At 68.8% G+C, this 12,713-nt stretch carries 14 protein-coding genes; 4 read left to right on the forward strand and 10 right to left on the reverse strand.

The genetic code is table 11. From position 1 onward, the window contains the following. Positions 1-168: 168 nt before the first annotated feature. The gene (cysN, locus tag ACSVDD_RS21810; protein WP_448191502.1) at positions 169-2,094 is read right to left on the reverse strand and encodes a sulfate adenylyltransferase subunit CysN; all 1,926 of its coding nucleotides are present in this window, start codon (positions 2,092-2,094) and stop codon (positions 169-171) included. Next, entirely contained in the window at positions 2,094-3,008 is a 915-nt protein-coding gene (gene cysD, locus ACSVDD_RS21815; RefSeq protein WP_448191503.1) for a sulfate adenylyltransferase subunit CysD, read from the reverse strand. Before cysD ends, cysN begins: the two co-directional genes overlap by 1 nt. 255 nt (positions 3,009-3,263) lie before the next feature. On the opposite strand from cysD, the gene ACSVDD_RS21820 reads away from it, so the two are divergent. After that, positions 3,264-3,581, forward strand: coding sequence for a hypothetical protein (locus ACSVDD_RS21820; protein WP_448191504.1), 318 nt, complete (start codon positions 3,264-3,266; stop codon positions 3,579-3,581). A 3-nt stretch (positions 3,582-3,584) separates the two neighbouring features. Here ACSVDD_RS21820 and ACSVDD_RS21825 read toward each other — a convergent pair whose 3' ends face one another. Both ACSVDD_RS21825 and ACSVDD_RS21830 read right to left on the reverse strand, forming a co-directional pair. Further along, positions 3,585-4,097: a mismatch-specific DNA-glycosylase gene (locus ACSVDD_RS21825; protein WP_448191505.1), complete on the reverse strand. Its 513-nt coding sequence runs from the start codon at positions 4,095-4,097 to the stop codon at positions 3,585-3,587. Between the two features lie 5 nt (positions 4,098-4,102). Next, entirely contained in the window at positions 4,103-4,852 is a 750-nt protein-coding gene (locus tag ACSVDD_RS21830; RefSeq protein WP_448191506.1) for a sulfite exporter TauE/SafE family protein, read from the reverse strand. 109 nt (positions 4,853-4,961) lie between these two features. On the opposite strand from ACSVDD_RS21830, the gene ACSVDD_RS21835 reads away from it, so the two are divergent. Both ACSVDD_RS21835 and ACSVDD_RS21840 read left to right on the forward strand, forming a co-directional pair. Further along, the gene (locus ACSVDD_RS21835; protein ID WP_448191507.1) at positions 4,962-5,690 is read left to right on the forward strand and encodes a Crp/Fnr family transcriptional regulator; all 729 of its coding nucleotides are present in this window, start codon (positions 4,962-4,964) and stop codon (positions 5,688-5,690) included. After that, a complete protein-coding gene (locus tag ACSVDD_RS21840) occupies positions 5,678-6,082 on the forward strand; it encodes a bacteriohemerythrin (RefSeq protein WP_448191508.1) in 405 nt (134 codons plus the stop codon). Before ACSVDD_RS21835 ends, ACSVDD_RS21840 begins: the two co-directional genes overlap by 13 nt. Positions 6,083-6,430: 348 nt before the next feature. Here the strand turns inward: ACSVDD_RS21840 and ACSVDD_RS21845 are convergent, their stop codons facing one another. Together ACSVDD_RS21845 and ACSVDD_RS21850 are read right to left on the reverse strand one after the other, a co-directional pair. Further along, positions 6,431-8,599, reverse strand: coding sequence for a DUF7657 domain-containing protein (locus ACSVDD_RS21845; protein ID WP_448191509.1), 2,169 nt, complete (start codon positions 8,597-8,599; stop codon positions 6,431-6,433). A 13-nt stretch (positions 8,600-8,612) separates the two neighbouring features. Beyond that, on the reverse strand, positions 8,613-9,620 hold the full coding sequence (locus tag ACSVDD_RS21850; RefSeq protein ID WP_448191510.1) for a glycosyltransferase family 2 protein: 1,008 nt from the start codon (positions 9,618-9,620) through the stop codon (positions 8,613-8,615). 138 nt (positions 9,621-9,758) lie between these two features. On the opposite strand from ACSVDD_RS21850, the gene ACSVDD_RS21855 reads away from it, so the two are divergent. Next, positions 9,759-10,337 (forward strand): hypothetical protein, encoded by a 579-nt coding sequence (locus ACSVDD_RS21855; protein WP_448191511.1) that lies wholly within the window; start codon positions 9,759-9,761, stop codon positions 10,335-10,337. A 16-nt stretch (positions 10,338-10,353) separates the two neighbouring features. Here ACSVDD_RS21855 and ACSVDD_RS21860 read toward each other — a convergent pair whose 3' ends face one another. The 4 genes from ACSVDD_RS21860 to ACSVDD_RS21875 all read right to left on the reverse strand — a co-directional run bounded on the left by ACSVDD_RS21860 (position 10,354) and on the right by ACSVDD_RS21875 (position 12,664). Then, positions 10,354-11,052: a pirin family protein gene (locus ACSVDD_RS21860; RefSeq protein ID WP_448191512.1), complete on the reverse strand. Its 699-nt coding sequence runs from the start codon at positions 11,050-11,052 to the stop codon at positions 10,354-10,356. Between the two features lie 115 nt (positions 11,053-11,167). Then, complete coding sequence (locus tag ACSVDD_RS21865; RefSeq protein WP_448191513.1) at positions 11,168-11,872, reverse strand: ABC transporter ATP-binding protein; 705 nt, start codon at positions 11,870-11,872, stop codon at positions 11,168-11,170. Between the two features lie 104 nt (positions 11,873-11,976). Beyond that, on the reverse strand, positions 11,977-12,363 hold the full coding sequence (locus ACSVDD_RS21870; RefSeq protein WP_448191514.1) for a hypothetical protein: 387 nt from the start codon (positions 12,361-12,363) through the stop codon (positions 11,977-11,979). After that, positions 12,356-12,664, reverse strand: coding sequence for a type II toxin-antitoxin system ParD family antitoxin (locus tag ACSVDD_RS21875; RefSeq protein ID WP_448191515.1), 309 nt, complete (start codon positions 12,662-12,664; stop codon positions 12,356-12,358). Before ACSVDD_RS21875 ends, ACSVDD_RS21870 begins: the two co-directional genes overlap by 8 nt. Positions 12,665-12,713: the final 49 nt, after the last annotated feature.

Genomic DNA, 12,713 nt, shown 5'->3' on the forward strand with positions numbered 1-12,713 from the left:
ACTTCGCCGCGGGCGACCGCATCGCCATCGCCGCGGGGATGAGCTACACGCTCGGCTCCAACGGCGCCGGGGACGCGGTGATCAGCTTCAGCGGCAGCGACGACGTGACGCTGACCGGCGTCCGCAGCATGCCGGCCGACTGGCTCGTCGTGCGCTGACCGCCGCCCGTCAGATCATCCAGTGATCGGCCGAGAGGAAGCCCCGCTCCTCCAGCACCGCCACCACGCGGGCGGCCAGGGCCTCCGGCGGCTCCCCACCGGCAAGCAGGTGCACCTCCGGGGCCTCGGGCGGCTCGTAGGGGCTGCCGATGCCAGTGAAGTTGGGGAGTTGGCCGGCGCGGGCCTTTCGGTAGAGGCCCTTGGGGTCGCGCGCCTCGCACACCTCCAGCGGCGCGTCGACGAAGACCTCCAGGAACTCGCCCTCCGCCACCAGATCGCGCGCCATGCCGCGCTCCTCGCGGAAGGGCGAGATGAAGCTGACCAGCACGATCAGCCCGGCTTCGACCATCAGCTTGGACACCTCGGCGACGCGGCGGATGTTCTCCACCCGGTCCTCGTCGGTGAAGCCTAGATCCTTGTTCAGGCCGTGGCGCACGTTGTCGCCGTCCAGGCTCATGGTGTGGCGGCCACGGCGGTGCAGTTCCTGCGCGACCAGATCGGCGACGGTGGACTTCCCCGCCCCGGACAGGCCGGTGAACCACAGCACGCACGGCTTCTGCCCGTTGAGGGCGGCGCGCGCGGCCTTGTCCACCTTCATGGATTGCCAGTGGATGTTCGACGCCCTGCGCAGCGCGAAGTCGATCATGCCGCAGCCGACCGTGGCGTTGGTCATGCGGTCGATCAGCACGAAGCTGCCGGTCGCCCGGTTGTCGGCGTAGGCGTCGAAGGGCACCGGGCGGTCGAGCGCGATGTTGCAGGCCCCGACCTCGTTGAGGTCGAGGTGCTTGGCCGCGGTGTGCTCCAGCGTGTTGACGTTGACGGTGTGCTTCAGCTCGGTCACCTGGGCGCCCACCGTGGTGGTGCCGAGGCGCAGCGCGTAGGCACGGCCGGGCAGCAGCGGATGGTCGCTCATCCACACCACGTGGGCGGCGAACTGGTCGGCGACCTCCGGCCGGGTCTGGGCGGCGGCGATCACGTCGCCGCGCGACACGTCCACCTCCTCGGCCAGCACCAGCGTCACCGCCTGATCGGCGAAGGCCTCGTCGAGATCGCCGTCCATGGTGACGATGCGCGACACGGTCGTGGTCCGCCCGCTGGGCAGGATCGCCACCCGGTCGCCGACGCGCACCGAGCCGCCGGCGATAGTGCCGGAAAAGCCGCGGAAATCCTGATTGGGGCGATTCACCCACTGCACCGGCAGGCGGAACGGCCGCTCCAGCGCGTCGCCGGCCACCTCCATGGTCTCCAACTGGCCAAGCAGCGTCGGCCCGTCGTACCAGCCCATCGCCGCGGACGGCGTGGTGACGTTGTCGCCGGTCAGCGCCGAGACCGGGATGCAGGCGACGTTCTTGATGCCGAGTTGGGCGGCGAAGGCGCGGTAGTCGGCGGCGATCCGCTCGAAGACCGACTGGTCCCAGTCCACCACGTCCATCTTGTTGACCGCCAGCACCACGTGGCGGATGCCCAGCAGCGAGACGATGTAGCTGTGCCGCCGCGTCTGGGTCAGCACGCCCTTGCGGGCGTCCACCAACAGCACCGCGGCGTCGGCGGTCGAGGCGCCGGTCGCCATGTTGCGGGTGTACTGCTCGTGGCCCGGCGTGTCGGCGACGATGAACTTGCGCTTGTCGGTGGTGAAGAAGCGGTAGGCGACGTCGATGGTGATGCCCTGCTCGCGCTCGGCCGCCAAACCATCCACCAGCAGCGCCAGATCTAGCGCCCCGGCCCCGGTGGTGCCGAAGCGGCCGGAGTCCTTCTCCAGGCTGGCCAACTGGTCCTCGAACAGCAGCTTGCAGTCGTAGAGCAGGCGGCCGATCAGGCTCGACTTGCCGTCATCGACGGAGCCGCAGGTGATGAAGCGCAGGAGATCCTTGCTCTCCTGGCCGCGCAGGTAGGCTTCGACTTCTTCGACTGCGTCGTTCTGAAGGACGTCCGACATCAGAAATAGCCTTCCTGCTTCTTGATCTCCATGGAGGCGGCGGCGTCCTGGTCGATGACGCGCCCCTGGCGCTCCGACGTGGTCGCCAGCAGCATCTCGCGGATGACCTCGGCCAGCGTCTCGGCGCGGCTCTCCACCGCACCGGTGAGCGGGTAGCAGCCCAGCGTGCGGAACCGCACCCACCGGTTTTCCGGCACCTCGCCAGGGTTCAGCGGCAGCCGCTCGTCGTCCACCAGGATGAGCGCGCCATCGCGCTTCACCACCGGGCGCGGCTTGGCGAAGTACAGCGGCACCACCGGGATGCTCTCCTGGTAGATGTATTGCCAGATGTCCAGCTCGGTCCAATTCGACAGCGGGAAGACGCGGATGCTCTCCCCCTTGTCGATGCGGCCGTTGTAGAGGTTCCACAGCTCCGGCCGCTGGTTCTTCGGGTCCCAGCGGTGGGTGTTGGTGCGGAAGGAGAAGATGCGCTCCTTGGCGCGGCTCTTCTCCTCGTCGCGCCGCGCCCCGCCGAAGGCGGCGTCGAAGCCGTACTTGTCCAGCGCCTGCTTGAGCCCTTGCGTCTTCATCACGTCGGTGTGCACGGCCGAACCGTGCGAGAACGGCCCGATGCCCTGCCGCACCCCGTCCTCGTTGACATGGACGATCAGGTCCAGCCCCAGGTCCGCCACCCGCCGGTCGCGGAATTCGATCATCTCGCGGAATTTCCACGTGGTGTCCACGTGCATCAGCGGGAACGGCGGCTTCGACGGGTAGAACGCCTTCATCGCCAGGTGCAGCATGACCGAGCTGTCCTTGCCGATGGAATACAGCATGACGGGGTTGCGGAACTGCGCCGCCACCTCACGCATGATGTGGATGCTCTCGGCTTCGAGGCGTTGCAGGTGGGTGAGTCGAGCGGGCGATACGGACACGGCGGCTGCGGCCTCCAGATCACCGGCCCCTCGACGGGCGCCGGCTTCAGCGACGGTATGACGCGTATACTGCGCCGCGCCCTCGGACGGCAAGCGCAACCCGGCCTCAAACTACATTTTTTTTCGATTATACGAATTTTACGAGTTAAAAGCGCCTCGCCATGACCAAAGACACCCCCGGACACGCCCTTCTGGTGCGTTGCGGCAGGGCCGGAAATCGGCATCATGCTTCAAGGTTCGAGGAGCGGTGATGCCATGTGGAGACTGCTGATCGTCGTGCTGATCGCGCTGGCCCCGATGGGCCTGTCGTACGTGTCGCAGGAAGCCGGGTACCGCGTGACGCTGGATTCCTGGCTGCCGCGCCCGGAGAAGCCGCCATTCGCCCTCGGCCAGACGCCGCCGCCCGACTGGCAGGAACGCGCCTACCTCGCCGCCAACCCCGACGTCGCCGACGCCGTTCGCGCCGGCATCTACGAGACCGGTTACGAGCACTACCGCATGGCCGGCCTGCGCGAGGGCCGCACCGGCGGCTTCCCGGCACAGCGCGCCGTCGCCGAGCTTCCGGCGCGCTAACCTCTACAGGGCGGTTTCGGCCAAGGCGCGGAACCAGCGCAGCTTTTCCTGGTACGGCAGGCGCGCCAGCCCGCTGGGCGACGGCACCACGAAGTCCACCACACCGTCGAACAGCCCCGCCGGCTGCCGCCCCCACTCCGCCCGATCCAGGCCGGAGGCCGCTAGATACACGCCCTTGCCGGTGTAGGCGACGACCCGCGGCCGGCACGCCTCGACAAGGCGGCGGAGCGGCACCACCCCGGCGCGCAGCTCGGCCCGGCTGAGGTCGGCGGCGCTCGGCGTGGGGCGCGACACCAGATTGGTCGAGCCGAGGCCATACTGCACCATCGTGCGGTCCTCCTCGGGCGCCAGCTGGCGAGGCGTGAGCCCGGAGTCGGCCAGCAGCCGCCAGAACTGGTTGCCGCGCCCGGCGTAGTTGTGCCCGGTGGCACCCGAGCGGGTGCCGGGATTGAAGCCGCAGAACAGCACCCGCAGGTCCGGTGCGGCGATGTCGGGGATCGGCTGCGAGTCCGCCATCACACTCACCGCACGAAGAACAGCACGGCCATGACCAAGCCGACGCCGACGATGGCCGGGCGCAGCCGGGCCGGCGGGATGCGGCGCGCCAGCCGCGCCCCGGCGTAGCCCCCGGCGACGGCGGCGACCGCCATCAGCAGCGCCTGCGGCCAGTGCACCGCGCCACCCGCCGCGTAGGCCGCCACGGCGATGGCGGTGAGCACCGCCGACAGCAGGTTCTTCAGCCCGTTCATGGCGTTGAGGCTGGTCAGCCCGAACAGGCTGAGGTGCGCCAGCAGCAGGATGCCCAGCCCGCCGTTGAAGTAGCCACCGTACACCGACACCGCGAACAGCCCGCCCAGCATGGCGCCCCGCCCGTGGATGCCCTGGCGCTGGAGCCAGCGCGACAGCGGCGCGCCGAAGGCGAACAGCCCGGTGGCGGCCAGCAGCAGCCACGGCACGATGGCGCGGAACGTGGCGTCCGGCGTCAGCAGCAGCAGCGCCGCCCCGGCCAGCCCGCCGGCCAGACTGACCGCCGACAGCCACAGCGTGCTCACCCCGTCCACCGGCTCGATGTCGTGGCGGAAGCCGTAGGCGCCGCTGGCGTAGCCGGGCAGCAGCGCCACCGTACCGGTGGCGTTGGCGGCGACCGGCGGCACCCCGGCGTAGATCAGTGCCGGCAGCGTCAGGAAGCTGCCGCCGCCGGCCATGGCGTTGAGGCCGCCAGCCAGGAACGCCGCGGCGAGCAGCAAGAGGGTCAGCGAAGGGTCGGGCATGGCCATGGACGCGGAAAGAGAGGCGCTTTATGTAGCAGATGCCCAGCGGTTTGGCATATGAGACGGCGCTGTGACACACTCGACGCATGACCATCGGCCGCGGGACGCGATGTTGAACCGCCTCAAAGGGTTGAAGCCGAACGATCTGGAGACGGCGCGCGCCGCGCCGCTGTTCCAGCGGATGCCGGACGTCACCATGGACCGGCTGCTGGCCGGCGCCTCGGTGATGGCGGTGCCGCGATTCGGCACGCTGTTCTTCCAGGACGAGCAGGCCGACCGCTTCTATCTGCTGCTCAGCGGCTCGGTGAAGCTGTTCCGCCTGACCGCGGAAGGTGACGAGGCGGTGGTGACGCTGGTGGGGCCGGGGCAGGTCTTCGCCGAGGCGGACGTGTTCGCCTCGGCCCGCTACCCGCTCAGCGCCGAGGCGGTCGAGCCGACACGGGTGCTGATCTTCACCGCCGAGGCGTTCTTCACCTGCATGCGCACCGACCCCGAGGTGGCGCTCCGGGTGGTCGAGGCGCTATCGCAGCGCATCCGCGGCTTCGTCCAGCAGATCGAGCATCTGCACGTGCGCTCGACGCCGCAGCGGGTCGCCAGCTTCCTGCTGAACCTCTGCCCCGAGACCGGCAAGGACGTGCGCTTCGAACTGCCCTTCGAAAAGAGCCTGATCGCGCGCCGCCTGGGCATGCAGCCGGAGACTTTCTCGCGGGCGCTGGCCAAGCTGCGCAAGATCGGGGTGGAAACGCGCGGTGCCGCGGTGTTCATCGCCAACACCGCCAAACTCAAGGACTTCTGCTCGTCCGAGGACGGCGGAGCGGGGATGCCATGGAAACAGTGAGCTGGACCGACGCCCTGCTGACCGGAGTCGATGAGATCGACGCCGAGCACCGCTATTACTTCGAGATCCTGCACCGCTTCAACAAGGCGCGCGCCGACGGCTTCGATCCGCGGCGGATCCGCACGCTGCTGAACGATCTGCTGGCCTACATCGACATGCACTTCCGCAACGAGGAAGCGATCATGCGCGAGGCCGGCTATCCCGCGTTCGACCGCCACATCACCGGCCACCGCCGGGCCGCCGAGGCGATCCAGGAGATGTTCGCCGGCACCCCGGACGACGCGGCGATCCACGAGTTCCTCAACAGCTTCCTGTCGCGCTGGCTGATCAACCACATCCAGAGCGAAGACCGCGCCTTCAGCGACTGGCTGGAGGCCAACGGGAAGACCTGACGGCGTAAACCGCGGCGTCGGATGAAACGGAATGAAACACTATGAAACGCATTTTTGCCGAGTGTATCATCCGCTCGGCATCGTGCGGACGCGCCTCGGCCGACGAGGAATTCCATCCTACGCCGAAGGGCCGACAGGAGCAAGCGAAGGCTGGAGCGGCTTTCCGTTCCATCATGAAGCCCTTCTCCCCTTGGGGGAGAAGGGTTGGGATGTGGGGTCGTTACCCGCCGGAGGCAGGGAAATAGTTTCCGGCCGGCGTTGCCGGCGCCACCCTCTCCCCAACCATCGGCGCTTGCACGCGCCGATCCCCTCGAGGGAGAGGGGCTTCAAACTGTTGCGAAAACTGATCTAGCGGGCCAGATCCCGGCAGGCGTCCGGTGCTTCCGGCGTTTGCAGGAGGTGCGTGCCGAAGGCCGGCGACTGCGACAGGACGCAGACGGTCGGCGGACTGCCGGCGGGCAACTCGCGGTCGAAGGCGAGCGTCAGCCGGAAACCGGCGCGAATCAACCGCGGGTCGCCCAGCGCCGCCACCACGTCGGGACGGTGGACGGCCTCCGCCGTGACGCTCACCGGGGCGACGGACGAGCGCACGAGGAAGCGCCCGCCGCGTTCCAGCAGGCCCCAGCCCAACAGCGTCAGCGTCGTCCGGCCCTGCGCCCGCGGTCCCGTGGCGGCGTCCAGGAAGCCGCCGTAGGGGTGGCGTCCGGCATCCTCGGTCGTCACCGTCTCGACCGGGATGGGTTGCGGCGGGGCCAGGAACGCCGACACCGGCACGTCCACGGAGTCGGGCTGCGGGACCGATGGCGGGGCATTGCCGGGCAGCACGTTGACGCGGGCGTAGCGGTTGAACACGGCGTTGAAGGCCGCGTCGTCCATCTCCGGGAAGCGCTCGCGGAAGAAATCCAGACGCGGCGCGATGGTCACGTGGGAGACCGACGGGTAGCCCCAGCCGTTGAGCGTCGCCCCCGGAAAACCGGTCGCCACGAGCCAGTGGCGCGGGTGCTCCGCCACCATGCGGTCCAATTCCTCGGTGACCGGCGTGCGCGTCCGGTGGAACAGGGGATCGGCCGACTGGATCGGGTTGAAATCACCGGTCGCGACGATATTGGCGAAGGCCGCCGCCCCGACGAGGGCGCCCGCCGAACCGCGCAGCCGCGGGACGAGAAGGATGGCGAACAGCGGAAGCAGGACGGCAAAGTCCCGCCAATCGCTGGCCGCCACCTTGGACAAAGGCGCCGCCTTCACGACGGCCCAGGCCAGCAGAGCCGCCAGAGCGGTGACAAGCACCCGCGAAAGCGTGACCCGCACGGGCGCCGCCGTCAGAATCGTCAGGGCGGTGAGCAGCAGGACCATCCCGCTGGCAAAGACCGCCCGGCCGGGCGGCACGCGGTCGAGCAATAGCAGGCGCCCGACGCCGGCGGGGATGGGGGCGAGCATCCAGGCGGTGAAAAGGGCCGTTCCGGCCAGCAGCACCGCGAGGGTCCAGCGCAGGCGCCGCCCCTCCGGCGAGTGCTCGACGAGGCGGGCCGCGAACGCCCGATGATCGACGAACACCAGCGCCAGCAACAGCAGATAGGTGCCGCCGGTCGCGGCCTCGCAGAGGTTCAGCGCCGGGATGACGGATTCGACCCCGCGGGTCACCAAGAGCGGGAAGAACTGCGCGAACCAGCGCGCCGGCTCCATGGTTCCGCCCATGCTCTGGCGCTGGCCGGGATAGATGGTCTGGGCCATGGCCGCCGCCGGCTCATGCAGGTAGAGGTAGGTGAGGCCGACGCCCACCGCCGCACCCGCGGCCAGCGCCAGGAGGTTGGCCGGGCGCAGCGTCTGCGGCCGGAAGGCGGCGAGCGCCACCGCCCCGGCGATGCCCAGCGACACGACGATAGGCGGGTAGGTGTGCGACAGCAGCCAGAAGGCGGACAGGTACGCCGTGATGCCCGCCTTGAGAAACGGGCGCATGGGTGTGGCGGCGGCGACGAGAATCCAGGGGAACACCGCGAGCAGCGGCCCCGTGGTCGTCCACCAGTACTGGGCGTAGGTGGTGAAGAACAGCGCGAGGCTTCCGCCGATCGACCAGAGCGCCGGAAAACCGAACACCCGCAGCAGCACGGCGTAGCCGATCAGCGACATCGCAATGAAGATCGCGTGCGAGAACGAGAACGCGAGCGCTGGGTCGGCAACGAAGAACAGCCAGTACTGCGGCTTGAAGGGCAGCGCCCAGTCGAGAAGAGGAACGGCGTTGAAGTTGCGCATGTCCTCCCGGTAGGGGGAGGTGGCGTTGGTCCGCTCGAAGCCGTTGTTGACGGCGGCCTGCACGTACGGTGTCCACACCGCCCATTCATCCGAACGGATCGGCTTGGGCTTGCCGGCGATCAGGCCGGTGTCGGCCACGCCGAACGGCCGCAGCGCCAGAGCGTAGGAGCTGGGCGTCCAGTGCAGGGCCGTGTAGGCGGTGCAGAGCACCAACACGATTGCCGCGAACCACGCAAGGCCGCCCGGCCACCGAAGAAAACGAACCATGGAGCGATGGCCTTCAGGGCGCGCGGCCGGAATTGGGGGCGGGAATGGACAGGTAGCGCAGGCGCTTCATCTCACGCCGGCCGTGCGTCACCGTGTCGAGGATCAGGCCGCACACCAGGCTGAAGAAGGCCAGCATCATGGTGCCGGTCGCCAGCACCGCGGTGGGCAGGCGCGGCACCATGCCGGTGCTGACGTAGGTCGCAAGGATCGGCACCGCCAGCGCCAGCGAGATCGCCGCCAAGAGCGCGAAGATCGAGGCGAAGAAGGGCAGCGGGCGCTCCTCCTTGACCAGCACCAGGATGGTGCGCAGGATGCGGAAGCCGTCGCGGTAGGTGCGCAGCTTGCTCACCGAGCCCTCCGGGCGGTCCTTGTAGGGCGCCTTGACCTCGGCCAGCGGCATGCGCAGCTCCAGCGCGTGCACGGTCAGCTCGGTCTCGGTCTCGAAGCCGGAGGCGAGCGCCGGGAAGCTCTTGACGAAGCGGCGCGAGAACACGCGGTAGCCAGACAGCATGTCCTGGATGCGGTGGCCGAAGATCTGCGCCACCAGCCCGGTCAGCACGCGGTTGCCCAGGCGGTGGCCGGGGCGGTAGGCGGCGACGATATCGGTGACGCGGGCGCCGTTGACCATGTCGAGCTGCTCGTCCCACAGCCGCTTGACCATCAGCGGCGCGCTGGCGGCGTGGTAGGTGTCGTCGCCGTCGACCAGCACGTAGACGTCCGCCTCGATGTCCGAGAACATCCGCCGCATGACGTTGCCCTTGCCCTGCAAGGGCTCGGTGCGCACCACCGCCCCGGCTTCGCGGGCGACCGCGACGGTGCGGTCGGAGGAGTTGTTGTCGTAGACGTAGACGGTGGCGTCCGGCAGCGCGGCGCGGAAGTCCTGCACCACTGTCCCGATCGCCGCCTCCTCGTTGTAGCAGGGGACCAGCACGGCGACGGTCGGACCGGCGGAACGTTCGGAGCGGGCCTTGCCCGAACTGCGAAGCGAGGGCTCCGAAGCAACGTTGCTCTCCAACAACATGCCGCCACACCTTCTGCCGCGTCTGTAAAACGTCGCTCTTATAAGCGTACGGCCGCGGCGGCGCTAGCCCAATACCGTGTGCCCGGCGCGGCGGGCCCCGCTTTTCGGGCCGAACAAAACGCCGTCCGCACCGTTCTCATGCGCATGACCCGCATGACCATCGCCGAGGCGCAGAGCCGCGTCACCCGCTTCCTCACCCACGACATGGTGGAGGCGCTGCGCGCCGTTGAGCACGAATCGCCGCCGCTGGCGCGTGAGCCGTCCGACAAGAGCCTGTCCGAGCTGCTGCGCGCCGAGGTGACGTTCAGCCATGTGCCGGGCTCGTCCGACTGCATCTACAAGGTGAGCGCCTTCGGCGACGCGCTGCTGATGAGCCTTCAACTCAACGTGCGGCGTTTCGTGGCGGTTTACCGGGTGCCGGTGGCGGAGCCGCTCGATTCCAACACCATGGCGCCGCGGTTCGAGCGTTGGGCCATCGGCGCCGGGCACGCCGGTTGGATGATCGGCTGGCGCGACGGCGCCGACCCGTGGAAACCCGACGAAAAGATGGTGGAGACCTATTGCTACGCCATGCTGCCGGCCGACTTCCTCGACGACCCGCTGGAGCAGTTGTACTGGCGCACGGACATCGTGCAGATGACCCGCGCCTTCATGGTGGAGGCCAAGCGCATGGGCATCCGGTTGTCGTCCGAAGGCGGGGTTGGGGGCGGGACCTGAGCCCCGCCCTTCCCGCCTACGCCAAGTCGAACACCAGCACCTCCGCCCCGATGCCCTGGTCGAGCGTCAGCGCGGTCTCACCGGTGACGGCAGCACCGTCGCCTTCCTTCAGCGTCACGCCGTTGAGCCGGACGTGCCCGCGCGCCACCTGCACCCAGGCGTGCCGGCCAGGGCGCAGCTCCAACGCGGCGCTCTCGTTGCCGTCCAGCAGGGCGGCGTAGAGGTCCACGTCCTGGTGGATCGTCACGCTGCCGTCCCGCCCGTCGCGCGAGCCGACGAGACGCAGCCGGCCGCGCTTCCCGGCGTCCGGGAACGCCTTCTGCTCGTAGCCGGGGGCGAGGCCCTGGCGCTCCGGCAGGATCCAGATCTGCAGGAAGTGCGCGGGGGCCTCACGCGAGGCGTTGTACTCGTTGTGGCGGATGCCGGTGCCGGCGCTCATGCGCTGCACCTCGCCGGGACGGATGACCGAGCCGGTGCCGATGGAGTCCTTATGCTCCAGGGCGCCGTCCAGCACGTAGGAGACGATCTCCATGTCGGCGTGGCCGTGCGTCGGGAACCCGGCGCCGGGAATCACCCGGTCGTCGTTGATGACCCGCAACGCCCGGAACCCCATGTGCGCCGGGTCGTGGTAGTGCCCGAACGAGAAACTGTGCCGGCTGTCCAGCCAGCCCATGTTGACCGCGCCGCGCTCGTCCCTGTTGCGAACCGTGATCATTTCCGAACCTCCTGGCGGCCGATGGGCCGCGTCCTGTGTCCGTCATGATGTGGCGATGCGGATCGGTACAACAACGTCGGGCGGGGCGACAGGACTGTTCTTATTGGCAGGACAATTACAGGCCGAGATACGCCTGCTTCACCGCCGGGTCGGCGAGCAGCGCCTCGCCGGTGCCGGACAGCACGACGCGGCCGTTCTCCAGCACATAGGCGCGGCTGGCGAGCTTCAGCGAGGCAGCGACGTTCTGCTCGACCAGGATGATGGTCATGCCCTCGTCGCCCAGCGTGCGGATGATGCGGAACAGCTCGTGCACCAGGGCGGGCGACAGGCCCAGCGAGGGCTCGTCGAACATGATCAGCTCGGGCTTGCCCATCAGGCAGCGGCCGATGGCGAGCATCTGCTGCTCGCCGCCCGACAGCGTGCCGGCCGCCTGGTTCAGGCGCTCCTCCAGGCGGGGGAACAGCGACAGGACGTGGGCGAAGGTGTCCTTGGCGCCGGCGCGGGCGCGCGGGATGACGGCGCCCATCTCCAGGTTCTCGCGGATCGACAGCGAGGGGAAGATCTGCCGCCCCTCGGCCACCTGTCCGATGCCGAGGTCGCACACCACGTGGCTGGGCAGCCGGGCGATCTCCTTGCCTTTGAAGCGGATGGAGCCACGCGCCGGCTTGAGGATGCCGGAGATGGTGCGGATCAGCGACGTCTTGCCGGCCCCGTTGGCACCGACGATGGCGGTGGTGGTGCCGGCCTCCACGGTGAGCGACACGGAATCGAGCGCCTGGGCGTCGCCGTAGAACAGGTCGAGGTCGGTGACGGTGAGCATGCGCGGATCTTAGTTTGTCTAGGGGGCTGGCCGGAACGGGGCGCCACTCTAGCGCAGGCGCCGCCGCATCAGAACCGGGAAGTGCGCGGGCGGAGGCACCGCAATCACTCGGCGTCTTCGGCGGCTTTCGATGCCATGATGCTGCGGAGTGCTCCGGCACGGCTCATGCGGTCGTGAACGATGCCGAGGATGTCGACAACTCCATCCGCAGCCACGCAATAGACCAGCGCATGCCGCGGTTTGCGCACACGCCCCGCCGCAACAGGCACGCGGCCGCGGCTGTGCCCAAGATGATAGGTCCGCAGATCCGCATCGACAGCGGGTTCGGTGCGCGATCCGGGCCGCCCCGGATCGGCCGCCACGTCACGCATCGCCGTCACGAACAGGGTCGCGTAGCGCTCCCGTACCACCGTTCCGAAATCCTGCTCGCTTTGAGCGAGGACACGCGCGATCTGCCGTCTCGCCAGCGCCGATAATCGGAACTCAGGCACGGTCCGAAAGGTCCGCACCACTGCGCGCGAGTGCAGCCGCTTCCTCGTTCAGGCTGCGGAGCAGGTCGTCCGTGTCATCGCCGTTTACGAGCGTGAATTCCCCGCGCTCGATCGCTTCCCGTCCAGCGGCGGCCACGGCGCGCAAGGCGGCAATGCGGGCCTCCTCCTCTTCCAGTTCGGTTTCATACCGCCTCAGCGCCTCGCGCACGACTTCGCTGGCGTTTTGATGACGGCCGGCTTCGACCTGCCGGTTGATGAAGCTGCTGAGCCGAGGGGTGAGATTGAAATTTCGTGCGGCCATGAGGAACCTCCAGGAGGAAGGTAGGCCCGTTATCAAAGATTGACAACAC

The sequence above is a fragment of the Azospirillum terrae genome (assembly GCF_053470425.1).

Bases quoted from the DNA above. Each gene is read 5' to 3' on its own strand.
- ACSVDD_RS21835 (WP_448191507.1), top strand. From the start codon at position 4,962: ATGTTGAACCGCCTCAAAGGGTTGAAGCCGAACGATCTGGAGACGGCG.
- ACSVDD_RS21850 (WP_448191510.1), bottom strand. From the start codon at position 9,620: ATGTTGTTGGAGAGCAACGTTGCTTCGGAGCCCTCGCTTCGCAGTTCG.
- ACSVDD_RS21845 (WP_448191509.1), bottom strand. From the start codon at position 8,599: ATGGTTCGTTTTCTTCGGTGGCCGGGCGGCCTTGCGTGGTTCGCGGCA.
- ACSVDD_RS21860 (WP_448191512.1), bottom strand. From the start codon at position 11,052: ATGATCACGGTTCGCAACAGGGACGAGCGCGGCGCGGTCAACATGGGC.
- ACSVDD_RS21825 (WP_448191505.1), bottom strand. From the start codon at position 4,097: ATGGCGGACTCGCAGCCGATCCCCGACATCGCCGCACCGGACCTGCGG.
- ACSVDD_RS21875 (WP_448191515.1), bottom strand. From the start codon at position 12,664: ATGGCCGCACGAAATTTCAATCTCACCCCTCGGCTCAGCAGCTTCATC.
- ACSVDD_RS21820 (WP_448191504.1), top strand. From the start codon at position 3,264: ATGTGGAGACTGCTGATCGTCGTGCTGATCGCGCTGGCCCCGATGGGC.
- ACSVDD_RS21865 (WP_448191513.1), bottom strand. From the start codon at position 11,872: ATGCTCACCGTCACCGACCTCGACCTGTTCTACGGCGACGCCCAGGCG.
- ACSVDD_RS21830 (WP_448191506.1), bottom strand. From the start codon at position 4,852: ATGCCCGACCCTTCGCTGACCCTCTTGCTGCTCGCCGCGGCGTTCCTG.
- ACSVDD_RS21855 (WP_448191511.1), top strand. From the start codon at position 9,759: ATGCGCATGACCCGCATGACCATCGCCGAGGCGCAGAGCCGCGTCACC.
- ACSVDD_RS21840 (WP_448191508.1), top strand. From the start codon at position 5,678: ATGGAAACAGTGAGCTGGACCGACGCCCTGCTGACCGGAGTCGATGAG.
- cysN (WP_448191502.1), bottom strand. From the start codon at position 2,094: ATGTCGGACGTCCTTCAGAACGACGCAGTCGAAGAAGTCGAAGCCTAC.